This is a genomic window from Bacillus sp. F56 (assembly GCF_001748205.1).
GTDB lineage: Bacteria > Bacillota > Bacilli > Bacillales > Bacillaceae > Bacillus > Bacillus stercoris.
The window spans coordinates 39,227-64,877 of sequence record NZ_BDFC01000009.1; the positions used below are offsets into that span (position 1 = coordinate 39,227).

Here is a 25,651-nt window from a genome sequence, read left to right on the forward strand (position 1 = left end):
CTAATCCCGCAACGTGCGGCCAGTCAGATTCAGAAACAGGCGTTCCAGATTCGGTTCCTGCACCTGGAGGGACAGCAGGTTTATATGATGGGCAGCGGCTTCAGCAAGCAGGCTGGTGACGACTTTCTCATGATGAGCCGCAGCAATCTCAATCTTGAGCTCTGAATCATGTACTGTTACATCATTCACATGAGCCAATGAACGGATTGCAAAAAGAAACGCTTCATCGATCCCGCTGACTGTGAGCTGAATGATGGTATCGCCTCCAAGACGGCTGCACAAATCAGTTTTTGTACCGATCGCAATCATTTCGCCCTGATCAATAATTCCGATCCGATCGCATAAAAACTCAACCTCTTCCATGTAATGACTCGTATAGATCACCGTGATGCCCGATTCGTTGAGCTGTTTCACCGTTTCTAAAATATGATTTCTTGACTGAGGGTCAATACCGACAGTCGGTTCATCCATAATCAGCAGCTCGGGCTTATGCATTAAAGCCGCACCGATGTTGATTCTTCGCTTCATCCCTCCGGAGAATGTTTCAATTTTATCTTTGGCACGCTCAGTCAGGCCGACGTATTCAAGAACCTCTGCCGATCTTTTTTTGGCCTGACCGTGCGTAAGTCCGTACATTTTTCCCCAAAACATAAGATTCTCATGAGCCGTCAGCGTCGGATATAAAGCAATTTCCTGCGGGACAACGCCGATTTTTTGTTTCGCTTTAGCTGTTTCTTTTCCGATGACACAGCCGCCGACTGTGATGTTCCCGCTGTCATGCGGCACAAGGCCGGAAATCATCGAGATGGTTGTGGATTTTCCCGCACCGTTTGGCCCGAGCAGTCCGAATGACTCCCCCTTTTGGAGGGAAAATGAAATGCCTTTCACAATTGTTTTTTTTCCATATGCCTTTTTGATGTTTTCTGCTTGCAGCACGTTGTTTCACTCCTTTTTTACTCCCATTACCATTGTAGAAAAAAGAAAGGCGTGCGGCATGTAGCGCCGGATAGAATGTAAGGCATGAAAAAAAGGCCTGTAAAAGGCCTTTTTAGAGAAATACATATGCAAAACGTCATATGTCAAAAGACAGATACACCATATCTGACCGAGTAAATGGCGGCTTGGGTTCTGTCCCTGACAGCCAGTTTGCTGATGATATTTGAAACATGATTTTTGACTGTGCCTTCTGTAATGTACAGCTTTTCAGCAATTTCTTTGTTATTCAGCCCGTACCCCAGCTCAGCCAGAACCTCGATTTCGCGCTCGGTCAAGTCGAGCAGCTCCTTAGGTTTTTCTATCTCATTTATTCCTTTCAGCTGTTTTTCACGTTTCCATTCGTTCAGCATTTGGGCGGTCAGTTCCGGAGGAAGCACCATTCCGCCAGAATGAACAGTCATGACCGCTTTTACAATCGTATCTGCCGACATGTCCTTCAGCAGGTATCCGCTCGCTCCTTCTTCAAGTGCTTCAGCAATCAGCTCTGAGTCCTTGAAGGTTGTCAGCATCAAAACCTTTACGCCGGGCAAAGAGCTTGTAATCAATTTTGTTCCTTCGACACCATTGGAGATTGGCATGCGGATGTCCATTAACACGATATCCGGCTCCAGCTCTTTCGCCTTTTCAAAGGCTTCCTGTCCGTTTCGCGCCGTTGCGATCACATCGAGCTCTTCTCGGAGCTGAAGCAGGGATGCCAGCCCTTCTCTGACGATATCCTGATCGTCGGTAATGATGATCTTAATCATGATAAATTCTCCTTTTGCTGCGCGGGCCCGAAGCTCCATTTTTTATTAGCCAGTGAAAATTCGGCGATTACAGTAAACCCTTGATCCCGTTCGCTCTCAAAGCGGATCATTCCGCCATGCTCCGCTGCCCGCTTTTTCATATTCAAGAGACCAAAGCCAAGTGCCGTTTCGGGATTTCCTTTGCCTTCATCCTTAATGACAAGGCTTACGCTGTCCGTTGTGCAGGCAAGCTGTATCGAACAAGCTGTGGCGCCGCCGTGCCGTTTGGCATTGGTCAGTGCTTCCTGCACCGTTCTGATCAGGGTCGGATGAAGAGACAGCGGGATGATTGCAGGATCGCCGCTTACCGCAAATTCGATTGTGACTCCTGCATTTTTATAAAAGTCTTCTGTCAGCTGTTTCAGCGATTCGATTAGCGAAGGATCGTTTTCCGTTTGCAGGGTGCGTACTGATAAGCGGACATCATCAAGCGCTTCACGGGCAAGCGTGTCACAGACACCGACTGTCTCATCCGCTTTTTGGCTGTCTCTTTTTTGCCATTCACGCAAAAGCTGCAGCTGAACGAGGAGCGCCGTCATTTTGTGTCCGACTGTATCATGGATTTCCCTTGCCATTCTGTTCCGCTCATAAATGGCGGTCAGCTCTTCAACCTGCTTCGCATATAAATGCAGCTCCTCGTGGGCAGCAGACAGCGCCAAGTGGGATTCCGTCAGTTCCCGGTACTGCTGTTTTGCCGTTTCCTGCGCATCCAACAGCTTGCGGATTAATTTGCCCACGACACCGCAGAAGACAACGAATGTCATGCTGGTCAAATGATCAATGACAAATTCATTGCCGAACATCGCATATGTACGGATGAGGACGATCAAAAACAAAATAGAACAAAGACATAAGACAGACCATGCTGTTCTTTTAGGAAACCCGCGCAGAAAAAAGGCGACCGCAACCGGACAAAGCATAATAATGAACAAACCTGTGCCTGGAAAGATAAAGCCGAACGAAAAGCCGATTGCAATATCAATCAGGCAGAACCAGATGGCACTTGTCTCTTTTGTCAGCAAAACATGATTGGCTGCATACATGGCAGCACCTGCTGCGATAAATACATATCCAAACCAGTTATCCTCTTTGACAATGGACAAATACATTAAACAACTCACCATCAAGGTGAACATTCTCGTAAAAAAAAGAGCCTTCACGCTCATCACTCCCGATACCCAATTCCCTTCTTATCATACCTGCCTCAGGGCATTTTTGACAGGAGTTTCTGGAAAATAAAAAATCCCCCTGCCGTTTTTTCGGCAAGGGGATTGCAGTCAATTCACAAATAGAATATGGGTCCCGGAAACAGGATCTTTCACGCGGAAGCTGTTTTCCATTTCTTCGATCGAATATCCGGCGCGTTTGACTCGGTCAGCCACTTGATCCAGCTCCTCTTGATGAGGTAGGACAACCGTGTAATAGTCTAGTCCGCTGGCATTTGTCGGTTTGGGCGGCGCGTTTCTTCCCGCCCAAATGTTTAAGCCGATATGATGGTGGTAGCCTCCGGCTGAAACGAAGAGAGCGGACATGCCCGCATAGTTTCCGACAATGTCAAAGCCCAGCACATCTGTATAAAACGCTTTTGCTTCATTCAAATCACTGACATGCAGATGAATGTGTCCGATGATTGTATCGTTGGGAAGCGCAGTTTTCCGCTCATCTCCTGCCTCTTCCAGAAGGCCTTCAATGTCAACAGCGGTTGTCGTCATGACGTAGTTCCCTTCCCGGTCACGCTGCCACGTGCTGCGGGGGCGGTCAGCGTACATTTCAATGCCGTTTCCGTCAGGATCAGACAGGTAGAGAGCTTCGCTGACAGCATGGTCTCCATGCCCGATGGCAATGCCGTGTTCAATCAGGCGGGCGAGCGCGATCCCAAGTTCCTTCCTGTCCGGAAGAAGAATCGCAAAGTGATAAAGGCCTGTTACAGACCGTTCAGGCAAGACGACGGCGCTTGGATTTTCTTCAAGAATAAGCAGGATGCGTTTCCCGTCAGCCGTTAATTCAGCTCGGTGATCCGTCTTTTTTAAGACTTGAAAACCGATGACGTTACAGTAGAACTGAAGGGAACGCTCCAAACTGCGGATTGTGAGTTTGGCATAGCCAATGTGTGTATCCTCATGAATGCTTGTCATGCTGTATGCCTCTTTTCTTATGCTGATACGTTTGTGTTCTTTTTTCCTTTAAACACTAATGGGTCCAGCGCCAGGAATCGGCTTCCCGTAAGCGCCAGGTGGATGGATGTCAAAAGCAGAAGGTAATCAAATTCTGCATTGCCCATGAATGGCGCTTTCAGCTTAACTGTGATGATGGCGCCGATCAGTGTAAGCGCGAATAGTACACCGACAATACGTGTAGCCAATCCGAAGAAGACAAGCACTCCGCCAATGAGTTCAATCGCTGCGATGACATACGCCATAAAGCTTGGAAGGCCTATGCTGCCGAAAAATTGGATGGTGCCCTCCATTCCCTGAAACTTAGACAAACCGTGGACAAAAAAGATAATACCTGTAATAACCCTTAAAAGTAATGTGCCAATTTCAAATGATTTATTCATTTGATCCTCCTTGATAAATGTTATCACTTACTTAATGTAAGCTAGTATATATACATAACTTGTTTACGTCAAGTAATTTTGTTACATTTTACGAAAATGACATAAAAGTACTATAAAACTGTAACAAAAAAGACCTCTGTGCAGGACAAAGGTCTATTTCTCAAATTGGCTTTCATATAAGTTGCTGTAAAATCCTTTTTGCCGGATCAGATCATCATGGCTGCCCTTTTCAATCATTTCGCCGTCTTTCAGCACCACAATCTGATCCGCTCTTTGAATGGTATTCAGCCTGTGGGCAATGATGACGCTTGTTCTTCCTTCCATTAAACGGGCAAGCGCTTCTTGAATGTTGACTTCCGTTACGGTATCAATGTTGCTTGTTGCTTCATCCAAAATGAGAAGAACCGGATCGGCAAGCACCGCCCGCGCTATAGAAATTAACTGTTTCTGTCCTTGACTGATGCCCGAGCCGTTTTGCGTCAGCACGGTGTCGTACCCTTTTGGCAGCCTTTCAATAAAACTATGGGCATTTGCTGTTTTTGCAGCTGTTTCTACTTCCTGATCAGAAGCATCAAGCCTGCCGTAGCGAATATTTTCTCTGATCGTTCCTTGAAACAAAAACGAATCCTGAAGAACAAATCCCATGTTTTTTCTCAGGCTTGCTCTAGTAAGGGTTTTAATATCTGTACCATCGATTAAAATTTTTCCTTCGTCAGGCTCGTAAAAACGGGCGAGTAGGTTGGTGACGGTCGTCTTTCCCGCTCCCGTCGGCCCGACAAACGCGATGGACTGCCCGGCAGGCACGGTAAACTGTAAATGCTTCAGTGTCTGTCGCCCTTTATCGTAACCGAAGGACACATCCCGAAATTCAATGCTTCCTGTTTGGATAGGCTGATGCACGGCGTTCTTTTCATCCTCGCGTTCTTCTTTTTCATCAAGCACGTCAAATACCCGTTCAGCGCCGGCAATTGCGGACAGCATCGTATTAAACTGGTTGGCCAGATCGTTTAAAGGACGTGTAAATTGTCTTGAATACTCGGCAAAGACGACGATTGAGCCGATCGAGATCCAGCCTTTCAGCGCGAACAGACCGCCAATTGCCGCAATCATTGTAAAGCTTAAGTTATTCAAAGAGTTCATGACTTTCGGGATAAACCCTGAAATCGTCTGCGCCCAAAAGCCCGACGTCTTGAGGGCAGCGTTTTTTTCGAGAAATTCAGCAGTAATCTGCTTCTCACGCGAATAGGCTTTAATGACCTTTGCGCCGGAAACAGATTCCTCAATATACCCATTCAGATCACCAAGATTTTTCTGCTGTTCTTTAAACAGCTTCCCCGTTCGGTTGGTGATCCATTTCAGACTCGCTGCCATCACCGGAATAATGGTCAGCGTAATCAATGTAAGGAGCGGGCTCATGTACAGCATCACCGCAACGGTCCCGACAAAGGTGATCACGCTTGACAAAATTTGAATGACTGACGTGTTTAAGGTAGAACTGACATTTTCGATGTCATTCGTCACCCGGCTCATCAGCTCGCCGTGCCGCTGTTTATCAAAAAACGGAATCGGCAGCTCATGCAGATGGGTGAACAATTCGCTTCTCATTCTGAAAACCGTGCCCTGCGAGATCGTAATCATCCAGTAGTTTTGAAACCAGAGCGACAGGGACTGAATGATATAGATAGCGAGCAGAAGAAGCAAAACAGGAATCAAGCCATTGACCGTTTTCCCAACGATAAAATGGTCAATGGCCTTTCCGATCACAAAGGGGCCAAGGAGCCCGAATATCGCGCTGATGACAACCATCAGCATGACAAGTACGAGAAGTCCTTTTCGTTCAGCCAAGTAAGACCAGATTCGTCTCAGTGTACCCTTTGTATCCTTTGCTTTCGCCCGCTTTTTCGCGCTTTCTTTTTTGTCAATTGGCAGTTTGGGATATTGGAAAGGCTTGCGGATGTCTTTTAACATGACTCGCCCCCCTCCCTTCCGAATTGTGACTCGTAAATGCGCTTGTATAACTGAGATTCAGAAAGCAGCTCACTGTGAGTGCCTTTTTCAATCAGTTCGCCGTCCTCAAGCAGCAAAATCTGTTCAGCTTTCATGGCTGTGGTCATTTTTTGCGTAATGATCAATGTTGTGCACTCGTATGTGCTGATTGCCTCAAGCAGCTTCGCCTCCGTTTGCAGGTCAAGCGCGCTTGTGCTGTCATCCAAAAGAAGGATGGCCGGCTTTCGGATCAGCGCCCTAGCAATGGAAATCCGCTGTTTCTGGCCGCCGGACAGATTGACGCCCCTTTGCCCCAAAACTGTGTCATATCCATTTGGGAGCTTCAAAATCGTTTCATGAATTTGCGCGTGTTTGGCCGCATCCATTATTTCATCTAGTGAAGCATTTTCTTTGCCCCACGCGATATTTTCTTTGATTGTGCCTGAAAACAAGAGAACCTCCTGCGGTACATATCCAATTTGCCTGCGCAGCCCTTCAGCCGGAAAATCTTGAACCGGCTTTTCATCTATGTAAATGCGGCCTGCATCCGGCTGGTAAAGCCTCGGAATGAGCTGAAAAAGCGTGGATTTGCCCGAGCCTGTCGCACCGAGAATCGCGATCGTTTCTCTTGGCTTTGTTGAAAATGACACATTTCTGAGCGCTTCCCTGTCCATTTCAGGATAGCGGAAAGATACTTGCTGAAACTCAATCCGTCCCGCCAAACGATCAGATATGATGCCCTCCTCCCGCTCGTCGCCTTCTGTTTCAAGCACCTCGCCGATTCTATCTCCTGAAGCCTTCGCCCTTGTGAAAATCATAATCAAAAACGGAAACATCGAAAGCGCGCCCGTAATTCGTGTGGCATAGTTAATAATCGCAACAACATCGCCGACCTGAGTGCTTCCGCTCGTGATACTGTAGGCCCCCGCCCACAAAATCAACAGGATGCAGAGATTCATCAAAAGCATCAATACAGGCATCGTGAATTCCACAAGCTGAAAGGCAGAAACCGTTTTTTCCATCAGTCTTGTGTTGGCTTTGATAAATTTTTTGACCTCGTGGCTGCCGCGAAGCAGCGCTTTGATCAGCTTGATTGCGGTTAAGTTTTCCTGCATGATGGTGTTCACTTGATCCAGCCGTTTCTGCACTGAACGGAACAGCGCCCCGCCTTTCTTTAATACCCATAGCAAAAACAAGATCAGGATCGGAATGGCCACAAGCAGAAAAAAGCCGAGCTTCACATTAACGGCAAGCGACAGCACAATGCCGCCTGCAATCATTAAAGGAGCCCGCAGCATAAACCGCAAACTCATAAAAATCATATTTTGAACCTGTGTGACGTCGTTTGTCAGCCTTGTAATATAAGAAGAGGATGAAAACTGTCCAAATGTGGAATAGGAGAAGGACTGGATTTTTTGAAAAAGCCCTTTTCTCGTATCATAGGAAAAGCTTTGGCTGACATGGGCGGCATAAAAGGAATTCAGCATCCCCGCCGCAAAGGATAGCACGGTCAGTCCGATCATGACCGCGCCCCATGTCCAAACATGCCGCAGATCTTGCTTCAATATCCCATCGTCGATGATTTTTGCAATCAATAAAGGCTGCATCAGTTCAACCGCAAGCTCCGTCAGCATAAGAATCAGCGCAATTCCCGCAAGCAATGAATATGGTTTTAAAAACGACAAAGCCTTTTGCATGTAAAAGCCTCCAAACCCCTTTTTACTCGATTGTCTCTTTCTTTACTTTACTATGGCGGTCTTTTTGACGGCAAACGAAAACCCTCCCGAAAAGGAGGGCTGTCTTTATTGATTCAATATTTTTTCCACACGCTCCCGCATCTGCGGCACGCTCAATCCGATAATCACCTGAAACGCCTTCCCGTTCCTGACGATGCCATGTGCGCCAAGCGCCCGGAATACACTGTCGGGTTCAACCTTTGTTTCGTCCTTAACACTGACTCTGAGACGGGTTGCGCAGTTTGTGACTTCAGTGACGTTGTCTTTTCCGCCCAGCGCTTCAATATATAGAAAAGCAGTGTCATCCGCCGTTTCTGCAGCGGAGGCCGCCGTTTCATCCTTGTTTTTTCGTTCTCTGTATTCCTTTTTGGAATACAGCTTTGTTTCCTGCTGTTCATCCTTTTCCCGTCCTGGTGTAGCGATATTGAATTTGAGGATTAAAAATCTGAAGACGAAAAAATAAATAGCTGTAAACGAGAGTCCGATCAAAATTTGATATACATATGTCATGCCGTGGCTGCCAAAGAGCGGAATCCAGTTCAAGGTCACCGCTTCGATCAGTCCGCCCCCCATGTTTCCGACGACGCCGGCCATATACATAACTGTCGACATTGTGGCGGCAAGCACGGCGTGAACCGCAAATAAGAATGGTGAAATGAATAAGAAAGTAAACTCAATCGGCTCTGTAATTCCCGCGACAATCGCTGTCAGTGTGACAGGAATCAGCAGCCCTGCAACGAGTTTTTTCTTTTCCTTTTTGGCTGTCACATAAAAAGCCAGGGCGATACCCGGAATACCGAAGATTTTCGAGTTCCCGTGAAGCGCGAATCCGCCTTGCGGGAAGAGTTCCTTCAGCGGTTTGGCGCTTTGCGAATATTCGCCGAGATGCTGTGCCCAATACGTGACGATCCCGCCTTCCGCTACAGCTGGGCCATAAATAAACGGCGTGTAAATAAAATGATGAAGGCCGGTCGGAATTAAAATCCGTTCCAGAAACGTGTATATCCAAACGCCCACCGCCCCGGAAGCAACCAGGAAGCTTTGAAGCGAGCCAATTCCAGATTGAACCATCGGCCATATATAAGACACTGCCAGGGCAATCGGGATCATAATAAAGAAGGAAATCATCACGATATACGTTGAACCCTGAAAGATGCCGAGAAAATCGGGCAGTTTTTTATCAAAATAGCGGTTATGCAAAAAGACGACAATCGAAGAAATAAAGATGGCTCCGATAATGTTGGTATCGAGCGTTTTTATGCCCGCAATCATCGTTAATCCGCTCGTTCCGCCGACCTCTTGATTCATGTCGACGCCAAATGCTCCTCCCCATACCGTCAATATCGAGCTGACAAAATAATTGAAGGTTAGGTAAACAGTAAGCGCTTCCAAACAAGCGCGTGCCTGAGCTTTCTTCGCCAAAGCAACCGGGATGCCGATGGCGAATAAGAGCGGCATTTGGTTAAAGACAGTCCAGCCGCCCTGCTCAATGATATACCAGCACTGATACCAAAAACCGTCAGGATCGGCGAGCGATCCCATGAGGGTTTTATTTTTAAAGAGCGTGCTGATACCGACGATAATGCCGGCGAACGCGAATAATAAAACAGGCACAAACATCGCGCTTCCAAAGCGCTGAATTTTTTGCATCATACCAAAACCCCCTGCTACTCATTGTCATTTTTTTCTGCCTCTTTGTAATCAACATATGCGCGGAACAATGCTTCGCCAACGAGAAAAAACGGTGCAAAAGCGACAATTTCCGTTTTATCGCTTAATGTCACAGGTTTGCTTGTCGCATAAAGATTATGCGGAGTCAGCTGGGCGAGGACATTGTTTTTTAAATTCGTAATGGAAATAAAGGGAATACCCTTTGCAGAAAGCATTCTTGCCTGAGGAATCAGCTCCGGTGTTTCTCCGGAAAGAGAAATGATGATAAACAGATCGTTCACTTTAAAATCCCCGCGCATCAGATTAAATTCATTCGTGTCTTCAATCAAAATAAGATAGCGATGGCGCGGAATAAACATTCTTTGCAGGTCGCGGGCGCATATCTTTTGCGCATTTCCAGAACCATAGACGAAAATGCGGTCCGCTTCATCAATCAGCTGGCACATGTCCGTCATGTCCTTTGTCCGTAAGAACTTCAAATTTGCTTCAATATCATCAAGCAGCTTTTCAAAACTCATACTCTCGCCTTCTTCCGGCTGATCTTCCCACTTTAAAAAGACGCGAAATTCACTGTAGCCGCTGAAACCGAGCTTTTGGGCAAGTCGCAAAATTGAGGAACGCGATACACTGCAAGCTTTGGCCAGCGCGTCGATTCCAAGGTGATAGCATGTGTGCTTATGATTCAATATATATTTTAAAATATGAAAATCGTTGTCATTCAATTTGCTGTAGTGCTGATTGATCAGTTCTTCGAGCTGCATATCAGATCCCCCCATTTTCTTTCTATTATATACAATTACAGATTCGAAAATGGGGGAATTTCATTTATGATATGCGGGTTGGGCTTTGATCAAGCTCAGGCCAGAAGTCTTTGTTGGCCTCCACTAAATCCTCAAGAATGAGTCTTGCCACACGCGCGTTCGGCACTGTTTTTGACAGGATCAGCGCCTGCCACAGCTTTTGGAACGATTTCTCCGCCCACGCTTCAACAGTCAGCTTCTCAACGGATACCTGCTGCTCCATGAGCCCTTTCTGGAATTGCGGAATGGTGCCGACGGTAATCGGTTCAGGTCCATTTGAGCCGACGATGCATGGCACCTCAACCATCGCAGTCGGGTCAAAGTTCGCAATTGCACCGTTATTTTCAACAATCAACAGCATTCTTTCACCTGTGTTGTAGGCAATCGCCCGGGCAAGATCAACGATATACGATGCGTGGTCATCGATTTTAATTTCGCTGTTTTCCGAGGACTGTTCACGTGTGATCATGTCACATTGGCTGAAAATAAAAGCTTCGCGCCCTTCCATGACTTCATTCGCCCGCGTATGATTCGGATTTGATTTTTTCACCATATCATCTGGGAACAAATAATATTGCAAATACGTATTCGGCAGTGTGTCAGGATCTGCAGCCTGCACGTCACGCGCTTTGGCGAACGTGTCATTCCAGCTTGCCTCCACAACTTCAGCCTCTGTTTTCGGAATATAACCGTATTGGGATACATGCTCCTTCAGCTTCGGCATTAAATCGTTGCCCTCTTGATCCTGAATCGATGTCCACCAGCCGAAATGATTCAATCCGTAATAGCGGACCTTCATCTCTTTTCTTGAGGACAAGCCAAGAATTTGCGCCATCCGGTCTTCGATTCCAACAGGCATATCACAGATATTGAGAATTTTAGAATTCGGTCTAAGGCGTCTCGTAGCTTCAGCTACAATTGCCGCCGGGTTGGAATAATTGAGCATCCACGCTTCAGGCGAGTATTTTTCCATGTAATCTAATATTTCAAGCACACCGCCGATCGAACGCATCCCGTACGCGATCCCGCCCGGCCCGCATGTCTCCTGGCCGACAACTCCGTACTTCAACGGAATTTGTTCATCCAGCGCGCGCATCGCGTATTTCCCTACCCGGATGTGCGCCATAACAAAATCGACATCTGTAAAAGCTTCTTCCGGGTCAGTCGTCGCTGCAAATTCAATATCCGGCGCTTTTTCTCTGATAAAAACGTCACAGGCGCCTGCAATGCGATCCTGTCTCTCTTTATCATTATCATACAGCTTCAACTTTCTGATCGGAAACTCCTCCAAATGGTCCAAGAGCATGAGTACGATCCCTGGAGTGAAAGTGCTTCCTCCGCCCGCTATTACAATTGAGAATGATTTTTTCTTCATATGACGACCTCCTTGATAACGTTTACAATTTCATTTATACCATGGGAGAGCCCGTCCCGTAACACGTTTGGCGCACTTAGGTCATTTGATCAATTTTAGTGTTTTTTCCCATAGAGCGGGAAATTTCTCATTTACCTTCCGTCCGTAAGATTTGGTTTTTTTTCCTTTTTTGTAATCTTAAAGTCTCATCAACTGTGAATTTTAAGTGAATATACGCCCTTCCAGTTCTTATGAAAAGGTTCTTTTGTACGATTCGGATACATGCCGAATTATTTATAATCATTTATATAAAACATCCAATTGTGCGTGAATTTAGAAAAGGCAGGGGACAAAAGTTGGACTCATATAAAGTCATTGAGCTGGCAAACAAGTACAGTGCGGCCGCAGAAGAGGTCAGAAGCTCCAAAATGCTGCTTGAATCCCGGTTATCTGCAATGGGAGATGCTTGGCAGGGAAAAGCAAGAGATTCGTTTGACCAGGATTTCGAGGAAACGAAAGCCGCCTACGACCAATTTGAACAGGAGCTGCTTGAAACTAGCCAGGAGCTGAAGGCAGCCGCTGTCAAAATAGAAGAACGAAAAGCTGAAATTGCCAGAATGGAAGAACTGGAACGTAAAGCAAGAGAGGAAAGACATAAACTCGGGAGGTGAACGGTATGTCAGGAAATATTGCAGTTGATCCGGATAAGCTCGAACAGCTTGCAAATGATGTAGTCAATGAATTGACTGATATGGAAAACAAATATAAGGATCTGCATGTGGAGCTGGGGCAGATGATTTTGCAATGCGATCCCCGCTACAGCAGCTGTTTTTCCGGAGTGGGCGATGCGTGGAGCTCAGGAAAAGCGCTCGTCACCAAGCTGAGTGACAATGAGATTTTCATCAGAAAAACGGGCGATAAATTTGTGGAGCAAGATGATATTTTGCGAAAGCTCTACAATGCCTACGACAAATACGGCACGATGACAAGCTTAACCGCCCTTATGCTGACACAGGGAAAATATTATGGATTAGGGCTTACGAAATTTGTGAAACAGCCAAGCGGCTTGCATACCGCCCAGCACTCAAAACTTCTATTGGATATTTCCAGGGCCGTTGACAGCTCCCGTTATCAAAAAGCGGCAAGAGTCCTTTTGAACCCTAAATATTTGTTAAAAAAGACAAACCGGCCATTTTCAGATTTGGTACATAAAAAGTTTACAAAATACTTCCCTCAGGACACGGTCGATTTTTCAAATAGCGTCAGAAGCTACACAAAAGGATTTCTTAATGAAGCCGGCGTACGCTCAACTTTGAAGGATGTCGGAAAAACGGGCTTAAAATTCGCGAAAGGAAATGCCATTACCGCCACACTGATTACCGGTGCGACCGAAACGTTCGGAGCGGGCTTGAAAATAGCTGAAAATTACGCGAAATACCAGGACAAACCGGAAGTTCTCAAGCGTGAAAACGCCAAGGCCGTCGGGAATGCTGTGAATAACACCATTTTTATAGCGGGCGGTGCGACAGCTGGTGCTGTTGTAGGCGGTGCCGTAGGAAGTGTGTTAGGCCCTGTCGGCACCGTAGTCGGAGGCACAATTGGTTCGGCGGTAGGCGGATTTGTTGGGGAAAAAATCGCAAAATTCACATCAGTCTATGCTGAAAAAGCAGCGATAAAGCTGAAAGAGCCGATCCATGCTGTCGTTGATACAGCCAAAAAAGGGCTGGAATCAGCCGGCAAAGTCGTCAAATCAGTGAATGATGGCATAGATGCGGCGAATAAATCGATACATAAAGGGATAGACAGCGCGAAAAAAGGAATAGAAAAAGCAAAGAAAACAGCGGATTCGCTTATACACGGCGCAACCCATTTCCTTAAAGGGAAATTTTCATTTGGATAGGAGAATAAACAATGAAGCAGTTTACAATTAGCATAGAAGAACTCTTGTTTTGTTTTTACAGCGAAGGGTTTTTTGAACAGGGAATGGCCTTAAAACAAGCTTATTTTCCCGAAATAGAAGATGAACAGCTCGGCTCCTTATTTGAAGCTGCGTGCCGCTCACTCTTAGCCAAGGAGGCGGCGGAATATCGGAATCATCAATATCGGTTAAAGGACGAATACTGTCCGTTTATCCATGTGTTAAACGATGCGGACTATACAGTGAAGCTATCCAAATTTGATGAACAAGCCAAAGAACAGAATATATCCTGCCATGTTTCGAAGTTTGGCACTTACTCTCATGAATTGCTGTTTGATGAACAGGTACATAGAATCAAAAAAATGGATTCAACTAATGGAGTACTCTCTAAAACATACGAGTTTTTAAATGTAATAGATGCAGAAGATCATAAAGAATCAATGATCACCCTGACGTCAACTGAATTCGAATGGCTTCTGGAGGGCGCTTCAGACACTCCCGCATATCTGAAGGAATTTCTAGATAAGCATGATCACCAAGAGGACGTGACCCGTTTTGTAAATGATCTGGCTTTGCGAAAAGGAAAAATGGATACGCTGATGCGGCTGGTTTATGACAAAGACAACTCGCCGGAAGTGGCTGATATGGCTTTCGTCCTGCCTGGCAGCCGTCATACTTGGCTGGTAACAGGCATTACTCAAAATGAATTTTCTATCGTAACAGCAAATAAAGATGTGATAAAAGGAATACTTTTTTGCTAAAGAGCGATAAAGGAGAATAGCAATTGAAAAACAATGAAGTAATTAAGGTCAAAAGCAGACTGTTTTTTAGAATATGGCTGTTCCTCGCTACAGGAGGCGCTTTTATTGCAGGAGTATGGCTGGTGTCTGAAGCTCTTACATTTGAATCTAAGTATGCCCTGCTTTATTTGGGCGGCGGATTAATGGCGATCGTTTATGGATTGATCACATTTTTTATGGCTTTTCCGGCGTTCACAAGCCGGGGAAATGTCATTTTCAGCGTAAAAACAGGGCCTGATGGCGAGATTTTCTCTAGAAAGCGCAGCGTGATGTTTTCTGAGGTAAAACGGATTTATATGGGACGGCATCATTACAGCTTGAAAGGGATCTTTTTTGAAGATATTATCATCGAGAAAACAGACGGAAAAGTCGTTCGCATCCCTACTTGGAACATTATCGCGAATCCATTGTTTTTTGAAGCGGTGGAACGCTATATCCTCCCTCATCTGAATGAAGAGGCGAAAAGCAACTGGATCAGCCAATTTACGGAGATTCAGCGCAGCGCGTATTTAAAGGAATTTGAAAATCATCCAAAGCTTTAACAGCTCTCCTCCTTTATAATGAAAGAGAAAAGCAACTTGAGGAGTGCACGTGATGCCGATTACCATTCTTTTATTTCTCACGGCGGGGCTTGCCGAAATAGGCGGCGGATATCTGATTTGGCTATGGCTGAGAGAGGCAAAGCCAGTCGGCTATGGGATCGCCGGAGCATTGATCTTGATTGTCTACGGCATTCTTCCGACATTCCAGTCCTTCCCTTCCTTCGGCCGTGTATACGCCGCTTATGGCGGGGTATTCATCGTGCTTGCGGTCCTGTGGGGATGGCTTGTTGACCGGAAAACACCTGATCTGTATGATTGGATCGGCGCATGCATTTGTCTCATCGGTGTCTGCGTCATCTTATTTGCGCCGCGCGGATAAACAAAATGGCCTGCTTATGAAGCGGGCCATTTTTGTTTAATCCTCTTTTAAGTTGGTCAGCTGCACTTCATGCTCATCTTGCGGTTCGTCAAGCGGATAAATTCTTGCTGTTCCGTTTTCTTCATTCACGTGCTGAATGTAAATAGGAACACCGTTGTACGTTACTTTTTTCATATCGGGAGATTCTACAATTTCTTTCGCCCTTTGTATATTCATCGTAACACCCTCCTTCAATACATAATGTTTCCATTTCCTGAAGGAAGTATGCTTTATGATTCAGCGGACAAATTGAATTTTTTCAGGCGTTTGTAGAAAGTGCTTCGCGGGATCCCGCTGATTTTGGCGGCTTGAGAGACGTTTCCTTTTGCGGATTCAAGCGCTTTGATCATTATATCCTTTTGGATTTGCTCACGAAGTTTGAGCACGCCGGCAGCAGCGGGCTGTTTTTCTGCAGTGCTGACCGGCAGTCCAGCGGCTTCCAGTAAAGCGGAAAGCGGCTCATCCCCAAGCCCGCCGTCCGGAAATCTGATGGAAAGACGTTCAAACACATTAAATAGCTCACGGATATTTCCCGGCCACTTCCAATGCTTCAGCACCTCGCAAAAATCAGAAGGAAGTTCGCCTGGCCAATGATTCTTCTGTTTGTAGTACTCGAAGAGGTCCGGAATATCCTCGGGGCGATCGCGCAATGGAGGAAGTTCAATTGGATAGACATGAAGGCGGTAAAACAAGTCCTCTCTGATTTTTCCGCTTTCGGCAAGCTCGCGTAAATCACAATGTGTGGCGGCAATGACTCTGATATCAACCGGAATTTCTTTCGCCCCGCCGATTGGCGTAATCTTGCGTTCCTGAAGCACGCGTAAAAGCGCAACCTGCATCGAGTGGGAGATTTCTCCGATCTCATCTAAAAATAAGGTGCCTTGATTCGCTTTTTGAAAGGCGCCTTTATAGCCATTTCGCTTCGCTCCCGTAAAAGCACCTTCCGCATAGCCGAACAGTTCGCTTTCAATCAAATCAGACGGAATCGCTCCGCAATTGACAGCAACAAACGGACCGTGCCGTCTCTCACTGTTCTCATGAAGCGCGCGAGCCGCGACCTCCTTTCCCGTACCCGTTTCACCCGACAAACAGACCGTTGCATCCGTCGCAGCTGCTCGTTCAAGGTGCATCAGCATCGCTTGCGATCGGCCGCTTTGCCCGATCACTCCATTGAATCGAAACGCCTTCTTTTTCTTTTGTTCCGAAAGATAAAAACAAGTGCCGCCACCTCCTATGGTGACAGCTTTTTCGATTGAATAGCCCCGTTCCTTCAACTCGTACAGATGCCGGCCCTGCCAATCCGGCATTGAGGTTCGAATCGGCATGCTCGCACTGATGATGTGCCGCTTGGTATTACAGAGCACCATCGGCACACTGGATGCAGCTCTCTCCCCAAAACGGCTGATCAGCTCCAGCTCTTTCTCACGGCTTTTAGCTGCGAGTTCCCGTTCAGCGGCATAGGCAATCGCCGTGGCAATACCAAGCATATGAGGATGCGCGCCTGCCGCCGGGCATGATATGTCAATTACACCCGCAAGGCTGCCATCCTCATGGTGAATCGGAGCGGCTGAACAGTTCCAAAGATGGGAAGCGATAGAGTAATGCTCTGATCCTTGTATTGCAACTGGCTCGCTGATGTGGAGCGCCGTGCCAATCGCATTTGTTCCGACAGCCGTTTCTGTCCAGCATGCCCCTTCGACGAAATTGATGCGTTTGGCTTCATAGAGCGCGCGGGGATGGCCGTCCAATGCCAGTACAACACCATCTGAATCAATTAACAGCGCCATCATTTCCATTTCTTTTATGGCAGGCAGCAGTTTTTCGAGGTAAGGCTTTGCGGTCGTCAGGAAGAATGAATGCTTTTTTGACTGCTGATCCAGCTCCGTTTGCTGTAAAACCCTCGGGCCTTTTTCTAAATAAGGATTGACCTCAGCTTTTTTGCAGCGATGCCATGACTCTGCGATCCGTTTTCTTATTCGCGCTTCGTCAAGCACACCGTCTTTCACAAAACGTTTCCAGGTTTGCAAATCGTTTGGGACCGAATTCATTTCCTTGATCGCTCCTCCCTTACACGCCGTTTTCATCTATTGTAGGGGAAAAATAAAGCGCTTTCAACAATAAAAAAGCAGGCGCTTTATATCCATTCGCCTGCTTTTCCTTTATTATGCATGAACCGCAAGCCCGATCGTGCTTAGCAGCGCCTCGTGCAATGTTTCCGATAAGGTCGGATGGGCGGCGATAAAATGCTCCGCCATATCTGCCGTCATCTCACCATTCATGATCGCTGCCGCCTGGCCGATGAGCTCGGTTACATCCGGACCAATCATCGAAACACCTACGATTTCGCCGAATTCCGGTTCAGCTATGATTTTGACCTTTCCTTCCGCTTGCTGTTTAATGAGCGCCTTGCCGTTTGCGGAAAAAGGAAATTCGCCAATCTTCACATCCCCGTATACGCTTCTTGCCTGTCGTTCTGTCATTCCGATACACGCGATTTCCGGGGACGTGTAGATGCAGCGCGGCACATGTTTCTCGTTGATTTTGACATCCCTTCCAGAAGCATGAGAAGCAGCGATGATACCCTCATGGAATGCGGCATGCGCCAGCTGAATGCCTCCTATTGCATCTCCGCACGCATAAATATGAGGCACGTTCGTCTGCATGTGCCCATTCACCGGAATGCCTTTTGGAGAAAAATCAACTCCCGCCTGCTCCAGCTGTAATCCGTCAACACGGGGTTTTCTGCCGATCGCCACCAGTATATAATCGGCCTTCGTTTTAAACTCACGCTGACCGCTTTTCCATATTGCCGTTTTCGCTGTTTGATCCACCCGCTCTAACCTGGATGAAATATGCACTTCAACACCGTCTTCCTCAAGCTTTTCTTGAAAGAGACGGGCGATATCTTCATCTTCAGCAGGGATCAGCTGTCCCGCTGTTTCAATGATGGTCACCTTCGATCCCAATCTGGCAAACAGCCCTGCATACTCACACCCAATGACACCGCCGCCGACAATGACAAGTGAAGACGGAATCTCGGAAAGAGAAAGCGCGTCTTTGCTGTCGATGATCCATTCGCCGTCAAAAGGAGCGAACGGCAGCTCGATCGGCTCTGATCCTGAGGCAATCAATACTTGGTCCGCCTCTCTGATTTCTTTTCCGTTTTGTCCTTCGATCAAGAGCTTTCTTTCAGAAAGGAAGGAGGCTGTTCCCTTTACAACCTGTATTTGATTTTTCTTCATTAGATACTGAACGCCTTGAACAAGCTGTCTGACAACCTGCTGTTTTCGGTTTTGCATTTTACTCCAATCGACTGATATCGCACCTGCGGGGAGTTCGATTCCAAAGCTGCCGGCATGCTTGATTTTATCAAGAACGTTTGCGCTTTCTAGCAAAGACTTCGTGGGGATGCAGCCTTCATTCAGACAGGTTCCCCCAAGCTGGCCTTTGTCAATGAGCAGCACGTTTCTGCCCTGCTGAGCCGCGGAGACCGCAGCCGCATAGCCTGCAGGTCCGCCGCCGATAATGGCTAGTGTCATGTCATAATCACCTGCTTTTTCTATAAAATTAATGCCGCGGGTTCTTCCAAATATGTTTTTATCGCCTTCAGGAATGCAGCGGCTGGGGCGCCGTCACACGCTCTGTGATCAAATGTCAGGCTGAGCGGCAGGATCGTGCTTCTGACGATCTCCTCCCCTCGGTACACCGGTGTGTCATAGCTTGCTCCGATACCGAGAATGCCTGCTTCCGGCGGATTTAATATCGGTGTGAAATGCTCAACTCCAAAAGCGCCAAGGTTTGTAATGGAGAAGGTTGAGCCTTGCAGTTCTTCGCTTCCCGCACGTCCCTCGCGTGCTTTTTTGGCATTTTCTGAGATGGATTGAGCCAGTTCAATCAGCGATTGCTTTTCAGCATGGCGGATGACAGGCACCACTAAGCCATTTTCCAAGGCTACAGCCATACCAAGGTGTACATGAGGATGTGTGATAATGCGCTCATTTTGATAAAAGCTGTTCAGCACAGGGTGAGCTTGCAGAGCGAGAACGGCGGCTCTTGAAACAAAATGAGTGATCGTCAGTTTTGTGCCGTATCTCTCTTCCGCAGTTGGTGAAAGCTGTTTTTGAAGAGTGGCAAGCTTGGTGATATCAGCTTTCAACGTGATCGTCAGCTGCGCGCTGTTTGCCAAGCTTTCCTGCATTCGGGCAGCAATGACCTTTCTCATGCCTGTCACCGGGGTTTCCTGCGCTTTCTGATCAGAAACAGGTTTTGCCTGAGCTTTTTTCTGTTCAGCCAGCGCCTTTGTCACGTCATCCTTCACGATTCTTCCGCCTGGTCCGGTGCCTTTCAGCTGTTTCAGGTCTAACCCCGCTTTTTCCGCTATTTTTCTCGCAACTGGAGATATTTTCAATCGATCTTTTTTGGAGGCTGCGGGTTTGTTTTCTTGTTTGACGGGCTGGACGGCTTGCGGCACGCTGTCTTCAGCAGCAGGCCTGCTTGCCTCTTCCTGCACCGACTCATTGGCGTCCCCGATGTAGCAGATTGCAGTGCCGGGCGGAACCTCTTCACCCTCTTTCACTTTGATGTCGATCAGCGTTCCTTTTTCAGGCGCTTCGATCTCCATTTCAATTTTCTCCGATTGAATGCTGGCAATGCTTTCTCCCTTTTCAACCGGGTCGCCTACTTTTTTATTCCATATCGATACTTCCCCTTGTTTCATCGCCATTCCTAATTTTGGCATCACTACTTTTACCGCCATTTGTGTCCCCCCTTTAGTTCATTGCCGGCTCGCCAAGCAATTCAAGCGTGACGCTGACAATTTTATCCGGTGTCGGCAAATATTGATCTTCAAGCACCGGTGAAAAAGGCACTGGTGTATGCGGTGCTGTAATCCGTTTAATCGGCGCATCAAGCAAATCAAAGCCTTTGTCTGCGACAATCGCTGCAATATCCGTGGCAATGCTGCATCGCGGATTTGCTTCATCAATGATGATCAGCCGGTTTGTTTTTTCCAACGATGTGAAAATCGCATCCTCATCCAGAGGAGACAGACTGCGGGGATCAAGCACCTCAGCTTCGATGCCTCTCTCTGAAAGCTGTGCAGCTGCTTCAAGCGCGGTATTGACCTGCTTGCCGACTGCAAATAGCGTGACATCATTGCCTTCGCGTTTGATGTCGGCCTTTCCGAGCGGAATTGTATAATAATCTTCCGGCACCTCGCCCTTCATGTTGTAGGACGTTTTGTCTTCAAAGAAGAACACCGGATCATCGTCTTCTATTGCTGCAAGCAGCAGACCTTTGGCATCATACGGGCTGGATGGAACAACCGTCTTCAGTCCCGGGATGCTCGTGAAAAGGCCATACAGCGCTTGTGAATGTTGGGCAGCGGCCCGAAATCCCGCTCCGTATGTGGTGCGGACGGTAATCGGCACTTGCGCTTTACCGCCGAACATATAGCGGAATTTCGCCCCTTGGTTGATCACCTGGTCAAAGCATGTGCCGATAAAGTCATTAAACATTAATTCTGCAATCGGTCTCAGCCCGGTTGATGCCGCAGCCATAGCCGCACCCATGTAGCCCGCTTCAGATATCGGTGTGTCCAGCACTCTTGTGCGCCCGAATTCCTGTACGAGCCCCTTTGTGACTCCTAATACACCGCCCCATGCTTCATCATCCTGCAAATGATCAACAGCCGCTCCGCCGGCAACATCCTCACCGATCAAAAGCACATTTTCATCTCTTCTCATCGCAAGCTTCATTGCTTCATTGATCGCGTCTGACATGCTTATGACTCTCGCCATTTCTTACATTCCTCCTTTTTCATATGACACGTACACATCTGTCAGCAGCTCCGAATCTTTTGGATATGGGCTGTCTTCGCTGAACGAGACGGCTTTTTCAATCGATTCGCTGACACGCTGTTCAATGTCTGACAGTTTATTAGCATCTGTTTCTTTTAAAAGGTAGTTTTTAAAGCCTTGAATGGCATCTTTTTCTTCAAGGTGCTCAACTCTTTCATCCTTCGTTTTATAGGTCTGGGCATCCCCTTCGAAATGGCCGTAGTTTCTGTAGGTCATACATTCAATCAAAGACGGGCCTCCGCCGTTTCTTGCTCTTTCTATCGCTTCCTCGGCTGCCTGATAAACTGCTAAAATATCTTTCCCGTCAACTGTAACCCCCGGCATGTTATAAGCAGCCGCCCGATCGGCGATTGAATCACAGGCTGATGCGTACTCAAATGGGGTAGCTTCCCCATAGCCGTTGTTTTCAGCAACAAACACGACAGGAAGGTTCCATACAGCCGCTAGATTCAGCCCTTCGTGGAAGGTGCCTTGGTTATTTGCCCCGTCTCCAAAAAAGCAAACGCTTACATTTTTAGTCTGTTTATATTTAGCCGTGAGCGCTGATCCGCACGCGAGCGTAAATCCGCCTCCCACGATTCCATTTGCCCCTAACATGCCTTTATTAAGATCCGCAATGTGCATAGAACCGCCCTTGCCTTTGCACAATCCGGTCGCTTTCCCGAAAATTTCCGCCATCATGCCATCCAGATCACAGCCTTTGGCGATACAATGTCCATGTCCCCTGTGTGTGCTTGTAATGCTGTCGCCATCATGTAAATGAGCGCACACCCCAACAGCCACGGCTTCCTCACCGGCATATAAATGAACGAATCCAGGAAGCACTCCCTGGGCGAACAGGTCATGCACTTTGTCTTCAAAGCCCCTGATCTCCAGCATCTTTTGGTACATCCACAGCGCTTTTTCCTCAGTTAATGACAAGCCTTCACGTTTTAACAATTCCATTTTGTGCGCCTCCTTCTATTTAGGGTTCACGATTATAAAAGCAAGAAGTGTGCCAGTATTTGAAGCCCGTCAAATCAACCTTTTTCATTTTTCACTGGAGACAGTTTGAGACGGGTGTCTCGTTTTGTCTCAAACTGATCCATTTGTCTCGTTTTACAGCATACAAAAAAGACCGGGCATCACCCGGTCTTTGACAATGATCGACGTATTTATTTCCTTGGAAATGATGTCAACTTCCTAGTTCCTCTGCATCGTTTGATTGAATAGCTGCTTTTGAAAGAAAATCAATCAGTTCATGCTTTTCTTCAACAGCCCGGTTCAACGCTTGAAGCATATAGCCAATGCCTTTGTATGATGACAGCGGCCAGCTGATATGCTGATGCTCACCGACGACGGAGTTGAGAACGTTTCGATATTTTTTCCCGCCAAGCATGACTAGCTCTTCAATATCAGAAAAGCCCTTTTCGTAAAATTGGCGGCCCAGCTCCTCCGCTGTCATGATTTCCGGATGACCGGTGCCAAAAGTGACATCGTAATTTTCCGATACGATATCATCAGGGCGAAGAAAGCCGTGCTTCGCCGACAAAATCACCCACTCATCGAAAAATGCTTTCGCATACCGCTCGCACGCCTGATGAAACGGGCTGAGATAAGCGTCATCCGCTCTTACCGGCCCGGCATCAGGCTGGACATCCCAGATTTTTTTCTTGCCGCAGGGGATGATGCATAGCCGTTTCATGTTTCTCTCCCCCTTTATGAGATATGTTCACTAAATGCACCATTATTTGCTTACAATAAATTGGAGAAAAGACAGGTTGAGTAAAAGCTGCTTACAAAAAGACCCGGAAATCGGAATTGTTTATTTTACCGAACATCCAGGTTTATTTTAGTCAAGAATGGTGTGAAAATCCCTTTATTTTGTTAGCCTTTTTTGAATCAAGCACTGCTGTTACTCTATCCCATCAAGATACTTTCTCTCAAAGTCGTCGAGCAATGCACGCACTTCATCTGTTGACTTTGTGTTCATGCATTGATTTCTTAATTCACTTGCTCCTCGGAACCCGCGAAGGTAAATCTTGAAAAAGCGAGGAAGAGGTTTGTACGGACGTGCTTCTAATGCTGAATACTTATCATGGAGATCCAGATGCAGCCTTAAGAGATCAAGCAATTCCTTGCTGCTATGCTCTTTCGGCTCCTTTTCAAAAGCGAAAGGATTCGTAAAAATACCGCGCCCTATCATAATTCCATCGACGCCATATTGTTCAGCAAGTTTCAAGCCAGTTTGACGGTCAGGAATATCCCCGTTTATTGTTAACAGTGTATCTGGTGCCACCTCGTCACGAAGTTTCTTAATCTCCGGGATGAGCTCCCAATGCGCATCCACTTTGCTCATTTCTGCTCTTGTACGCAGATGAATAGAAAGATTGGCAATATCCTGCTTCAAAATGTGTGTCAGCCATTCGCGCCATTCATCCACATCCGTGAAACCAAGTCTTGTCTTTACGCTTACAGGCAATCCCCCTGCTTTTGCTGCTTGTATTAACTCTGCTGCAACTTCCGGCCGGCGGATAAGACCGCTTCCCTTACCGTTCTGTGTCACATTAGGCACAGGACAGCCCATATTGATATCTAGGCCTTTAAATCCTAACTCTGCCATGCCAATACTCATTTTACGAAAGTTTTCAGGCTTATCTCCCCATATATGGGCTACCATTGGCTGTTCATCCTCTGTAAAAGTCAAACGGCCGCGTACGCTATCCTTCCCATCCGGGTGGCAATAGCTCTCTGAGTTTGTGAACTCTGTAAAAAATACATCCGGTCTGCCTGCTTCACTTACTACATGCCGGAAAACAACATCTGTCACATCTTCCATTGGTGCCAATACAAAAAATGGCCGTGGTAATTCACGCCAGAAATTATCTGTCATCATACATTCAAATCCTTTCATGATGGGATACAGTCAAACCTTTATCCCAAAATTAAAAACTGACCATGCTTCTTTTTACACTTATAGCATGCGAAAGCATTTCTTATCAAACTATAGGAAATGTTGAACATTTCACTTTTAATCGATAAAAAGTGAAACAAACTGAAATAGAATAGATAAGATAGAACACCTTAATTGGGTTAACGTAATGGAGTATCGCTTTAATTATCCCCATATAGTTCTTCAACTCCTGAACCTTATAATCGGTTCGAGAGAGAAAAAAGTGTGATGATTATCTACACTTATTTTTTATATCTATATTGTGGTTTATTAATATTACCGCTGACCTTCATCTTTCTTAGTGGCCTTACTTTTGAACTTTTTGGATAAAAAGTATTCCAACCTAAATAGAATATCATATGAGTTCTCCCTATTACAAAAGCAAAATAATTGTACTGTTATTGAAGATAAGATATTTAACGCTCCACCATATCCGTATCTCAATATCATTTGTGGAAAAACTAATCTCAAGAGATAACCTGATTAAGTAAATTGAGTTGGGGTGGCATATCTGAGTACTCGAGAGAATGAAAAAGCTTTAACTTACCGCTTGAGGGTGAGGACGGTAATCCTGATCCAGAACCAATAAAATAGACTGCTGACTAAGTGTCGCAGTCTTCACTCATAAGATTAATAAGAAAGTGTTCATTTCTTTCATCATTAATAAGGCATCAGAAGTTATTGCTTTAATTTCGAATATCCTTTGTTATCCCTGTGATTATTTGTATAATAGTGAAAACTCCCAAGAAAACAGTAATAATATTAAACCATGGATGATCATAGAATGAAAGATATGTTTGAAAGAAATCCAGTTCAACTATGTTTGCTGGGAACCCATTCATTTCTCTATAATTAGGACCCCATCCCGTTAATTCTACAACATTAAAATAAAGCTGCAAAACTAAAAATGCCAACAACGTTTGAAACCAACTTCTTTTATATAACGGTCGTTTTTTGTATACTTTATCCATTTAACGCCATACCTTTCCTTACATTTCTATAAACAATATTTCACACATACTAACTGCAAGTCAATATACGATTTTACAAATTATGAAAATACATCTTTTGTTTTACAATATTCTACTCATGTAATTCAATCATACTTAAGCTAATTTTTTCGGGATAATTACTGCTAATTAGAAAAATATATATTTAATGTTTTGCTTATATTTTATTTTTTAGAAGGGGGACAAATTATATACAATCTTATTATTTAATAAAATGCATAAAGGAAATAGAGTATAAAAAATGAAGAATTTCGATGGTTTTCATATTTGTAATTGTATCCAGTCAGC

Annotated in this window: 24 protein-coding genes; 5 read left to right on the forward strand and 19 right to left on the reverse strand. The window is 46.0% G+C overall.

Annotated elements, in window-relative coordinates; translation table 11 throughout:
* From lnrL to glvA, 10 genes are all read right to left on the reverse strand, one after another.
* Positions 1 to 936: a linearmycin resistance ATP-binding protein LnrL gene (gene lnrL / locus BFW96_RS15735; protein ID WP_069839955.1), complete on the reverse strand. Its 936-nt coding sequence runs from the start codon at positions 934 to 936 to the stop codon at positions 1 to 3.
* A 143-nt stretch (positions 937 to 1,079) separates the two neighbouring features.
* On the reverse strand, positions 1,080 to 1,742 hold the full coding sequence (lnrK, locus tag BFW96_RS15740) for a two-component system response regulator LnrK (RefSeq protein WP_069839956.1): 663 nt from the start codon (positions 1,740 to 1,742) through the stop codon (positions 1,080 to 1,082).
* Positions 1,739 to 2,941: a two-component system sensor histidine kinase LnrJ gene (lnrJ, locus tag BFW96_RS15745; protein ID WP_083252903.1), complete on the reverse strand. Its 1,203-nt coding sequence runs from the start codon at positions 2,939 to 2,941 to the stop codon at positions 1,739 to 1,741. The genes lnrK and lnrJ overlap by 4 nt, the downstream gene beginning before the upstream one ends.
* A 117-nt stretch (positions 2,942 to 3,058) precedes the next feature.
* Positions 3,059 to 3,916: a catechol 2,3-dioxygenase gene (gene catE / locus BFW96_RS15750; protein WP_069839957.1), complete on the reverse strand. Its 858-nt coding sequence runs from the start codon at positions 3,914 to 3,916 to the stop codon at positions 3,059 to 3,061.
* Positions 3,917 to 3,933: 17 nt separating this feature from the next.
* Positions 3,934 to 4,338, reverse strand: coding sequence for a DoxX family oxidoreductase CatD (gene catD, locus BFW96_RS15755; RefSeq protein WP_014663239.1), 405 nt, complete (start codon positions 4,336 to 4,338; stop codon positions 3,934 to 3,936).
* A 153-nt stretch (positions 4,339 to 4,491) separates the two neighbouring features.
* Entirely contained in the window at positions 4,492 to 6,306 is a 1,815-nt protein-coding gene (locus BFW96_RS15760; protein WP_069839958.1) for an ABC transporter ATP-binding protein, read from the reverse strand.
* Positions 6,300 to 8,021 (reverse strand): ABC transporter ATP-binding protein, encoded by a 1,722-nt coding sequence (locus tag BFW96_RS15765; protein ID WP_069839959.1) that lies wholly within the window; start codon positions 8,019 to 8,021, stop codon positions 6,300 to 6,302. The genes BFW96_RS15760 and BFW96_RS15765 overlap by 7 nt, the downstream gene beginning before the upstream one ends.
* Positions 8,022 to 8,126: 105 nt before the next feature.
* Positions 8,127 to 9,713, reverse strand: a complete 1,587-nt coding sequence (malP, locus tag BFW96_RS15770) for a PTS maltose transporter subunit IIBC (RefSeq protein WP_069149192.1) — start codon at positions 9,711 to 9,713, stop codon at positions 8,127 to 8,129.
* Between the two features lie 14 nt (positions 9,714 to 9,727).
* Positions 9,728 to 10,492, reverse strand: a complete 765-nt coding sequence (glvR, locus tag BFW96_RS15775) for a MurR/RpiR family transcriptional regulator GlvR (RefSeq protein WP_014476181.1) — start codon at positions 10,490 to 10,492, stop codon at positions 9,728 to 9,730.
* A 64-nt stretch (positions 10,493 to 10,556) separates the two neighbouring features.
* On the reverse strand, positions 10,557 to 11,906 hold the full coding sequence (gene glvA, locus BFW96_RS15780) for a maltose-6'-phosphate glucosidase (protein WP_069839960.1): 1,350 nt from the start codon (positions 11,904 to 11,906) through the stop codon (positions 10,557 to 10,559).
* Between the two features lie 335 nt (positions 11,907 to 12,241).
* Here glvA and BFW96_RS15785 point away from each other — a divergent pair, with 335 nt between their 5' ends.
* The 5 genes from BFW96_RS15785 to BFW96_RS15805 are packed head-to-tail and all read left to right on the forward strand — an operon-like array spanning position 12,242 to position 15,524.
* A complete protein-coding gene (locus BFW96_RS15785; protein WP_042978114.1) occupies positions 12,242 to 12,556 on the forward strand; it encodes a WXG100 family type VII secretion target in 315 nt (104 codons plus the stop codon).
* Positions 12,557 to 12,561: 5 nt separating this feature from the next.
* A complete protein-coding gene (locus BFW96_RS15790) occupies positions 12,562 to 13,785 on the forward strand; it encodes a hypothetical protein (RefSeq protein ID WP_069839961.1) in 1,224 nt (407 codons plus the stop codon).
* An 11-nt stretch (positions 13,786 to 13,796) separates the two neighbouring features.
* Positions 13,797 to 14,564, forward strand: a complete 768-nt coding sequence (locus tag BFW96_RS15795; RefSeq protein ID WP_014663230.1) for a hypothetical protein — start codon at positions 13,797 to 13,799, stop codon at positions 14,562 to 14,564.
* A gap of 23 nt (positions 14,565 to 14,587) precedes the next feature.
* Positions 14,588 to 15,145: a YfjD family protein gene (locus tag BFW96_RS15800; RefSeq protein WP_044052593.1), complete on the forward strand. Its 558-nt coding sequence runs from the start codon at positions 14,588 to 14,590 to the stop codon at positions 15,143 to 15,145.
* A gap of 49 nt (positions 15,146 to 15,194) precedes the next feature.
* Positions 15,195 to 15,524, forward strand: coding sequence for a YnfA family protein (locus BFW96_RS15805; protein ID WP_083252904.1), 330 nt, complete (start codon positions 15,195 to 15,197; stop codon positions 15,522 to 15,524).
* Positions 15,525 to 15,560: 36 nt separating this feature from the next.
* On the opposite strand, the gene BFW96_RS15810 is transcribed toward BFW96_RS15805, so the two are convergent.
* The 9 genes from BFW96_RS15810 to BFW96_RS15850 form a co-directional block, all read right to left on the reverse strand.
* Complete coding sequence (locus tag BFW96_RS15810) at positions 15,561 to 15,740, reverse strand: small acid-soluble spore protein H (RefSeq protein WP_069839963.1); 180 nt, start codon at positions 15,738 to 15,740, stop codon at positions 15,561 to 15,563.
* Positions 15,741 to 15,793: 53 nt separating this feature from the next.
* Complete coding sequence (gene acoR / locus BFW96_RS15815; protein ID WP_069839964.1) at positions 15,794 to 17,611, reverse strand: acetoin dehydrogenase operon transcriptional activator AcoR; 1,818 nt, start codon at positions 17,609 to 17,611, stop codon at positions 15,794 to 15,796.
* Positions 17,612 to 17,725: 114 nt separating this feature from the next.
* Positions 17,726 to 19,102, reverse strand: a complete 1,377-nt coding sequence (gene acoL / locus BFW96_RS15820) for an acetoin dehydrogenase complex dihydrolipoyl dehydrogenase (protein WP_069839965.1) — start codon at positions 19,100 to 19,102, stop codon at positions 17,726 to 17,728.
* Positions 19,103 to 19,122: 20 nt separating this feature from the next.
* Entirely contained in the window at positions 19,123 to 20,319 is a 1,197-nt protein-coding gene (acoC, locus tag BFW96_RS15825; protein WP_069839966.1) for an acetoin dehydrogenase complex dihydrolipoyllysine-residue acetyltransferase, read from the reverse strand.
* A 13-nt stretch (positions 20,320 to 20,332) separates the two neighbouring features.
* On the reverse strand, positions 20,333 to 21,361 hold the full coding sequence (gene acoB, locus BFW96_RS15830; protein ID WP_069839967.1) for an acetoin:2,6-dichlorophenolindophenol oxidoreductase subunit beta: 1,029 nt from the start codon (positions 21,359 to 21,361) through the stop codon (positions 20,333 to 20,335).
* Positions 21,362 to 21,364: 3 nt separating this feature from the next.
* Entirely contained in the window at positions 21,365 to 22,366 is a 1,002-nt protein-coding gene (gene acoA / locus BFW96_RS15835) for an acetoin:2,6-dichlorophenolindophenol oxidoreductase subunit alpha (RefSeq protein ID WP_014663222.1), read from the reverse strand.
* A 229-nt stretch (positions 22,367 to 22,595) separates the two neighbouring features.
* Complete coding sequence (locus BFW96_RS15840) at positions 22,596 to 23,105, reverse strand: DUF6884 domain-containing protein (protein ID WP_069839968.1); 510 nt, start codon at positions 23,103 to 23,105, stop codon at positions 22,596 to 22,598.
* A 210-nt stretch (positions 23,106 to 23,315) separates the two neighbouring features.
* Entirely contained in the window at positions 23,316 to 24,293 is a 978-nt protein-coding gene (locus BFW96_RS15845; protein ID WP_041521492.1) for a tRNA dihydrouridine synthase, read from the reverse strand.
* Positions 24,294 to 25,039: 746 nt separating this feature from the next.
* Positions 25,040 to 25,324, reverse strand: coding sequence for a YfzA family protein (locus BFW96_RS15850; protein WP_069839969.1), 285 nt, complete (start codon positions 25,322 to 25,324; stop codon positions 25,040 to 25,042).
* Positions 25,325 to 25,651: the final 327 nt, after the last annotated feature.

Excerpts from the sequence above, each read along its gene's own strand:
- lnrK (WP_069839956.1), bottom strand. The coding sequence starts at position 1,742 with ATGATTAAGATCATCATTACCGACGATCAGGATATCGTCAGAGAAGGG.
- catE (WP_069839957.1), bottom strand. The coding sequence starts at position 3,916 with ATGACAAGCATTCATGAGGATACACACATTGGCTATGCCAAACTCACA.
- catD (WP_014663239.1), bottom strand. The coding sequence starts at position 4,338 with ATGAATAAATCATTTGAAATTGGCACATTACTTTTAAGGGTTATTACA.
- BFW96_RS15760 (WP_069839958.1), bottom strand. The coding sequence starts at position 6,306 with ATGTTAAAAGACATCCGCAAGCCTTTCCAATATCCCAAACTGCCAATT.
- BFW96_RS15765 (WP_069839959.1), bottom strand. The coding sequence starts at position 8,021 with ATGCAAAAGGCTTTGTCGTTTTTAAAACCATATTCATTGCTTGCGGGA.
- malP (WP_069149192.1), bottom strand. The coding sequence starts at position 9,713 with ATGATGCAAAAAATTCAGCGCTTTGGAAGCGCGATGTTTGTGCCTGTT.
- glvR (WP_014476181.1), bottom strand. The coding sequence starts at position 10,492 with ATGCAGCTCGAAGAACTGATCAATCAGCACTACAGCAAATTGAATGAC.
- glvA (WP_069839960.1), bottom strand. The coding sequence starts at position 11,906 with ATGAAGAAAAAATCATTCTCAATTGTAATAGCGGGCGGAGGAAGCACT.
- BFW96_RS15790 (WP_069839961.1), top strand. The coding sequence starts at position 12,562 with ATGTCAGGAAATATTGCAGTTGATCCGGATAAGCTCGAACAGCTTGCA.
- BFW96_RS15795 (WP_014663230.1), top strand. The coding sequence starts at position 13,797 with ATGAAGCAGTTTACAATTAGCATAGAAGAACTCTTGTTTTGTTTTTAC.
- BFW96_RS15810 (WP_069839963.1), bottom strand. The coding sequence starts at position 15,740 with ATGAATATACAAAGGGCGAAAGAAATTGTAGAATCTCCCGATATGAAA.
- acoR (WP_069839964.1), bottom strand. The coding sequence starts at position 17,611 with ATGAATTCGGTCCCAAACGATTTGCAAACCTGGAAACGTTTTGTGAAA.
- acoL (WP_069839965.1), bottom strand. The coding sequence starts at position 19,102 with ATGACACTAGCCATTATCGGCGGCGGACCTGCAGGCTATGCGGCTGCG.
- acoC (WP_069839966.1), bottom strand. The coding sequence starts at position 20,319 with ATGGCGGTAAAAGTAGTGATGCCAAAATTAGGAATGGCGATGAAACAA.
- acoB (WP_069839967.1), bottom strand. The coding sequence starts at position 21,361 with ATGGCGAGAGTCATAAGCATGTCAGACGCGATCAATGAAGCAATGAAG.
- acoA (WP_014663222.1), bottom strand. The coding sequence starts at position 22,366 with ATGGAATTGTTAAAACGTGAAGGCTTGTCATTAACTGAGGAAAAAGCG.
- BFW96_RS15840 (WP_069839968.1), bottom strand. The coding sequence starts at position 23,105 with ATGAAACGGCTATGCATCATCCCCTGCGGCAAGAAAAAAATCTGGGAT.
- BFW96_RS15845 (WP_041521492.1), bottom strand. The coding sequence starts at position 24,293 with ATGACAGATAATTTCTGGCGTGAATTACCACGGCCATTTTTTGTATTG.
- BFW96_RS15850 (WP_069839969.1), bottom strand. The coding sequence starts at position 25,324 with ATGGATAAAGTATACAAAAAACGACCGTTATATAAAAGAAGTTGGTTT.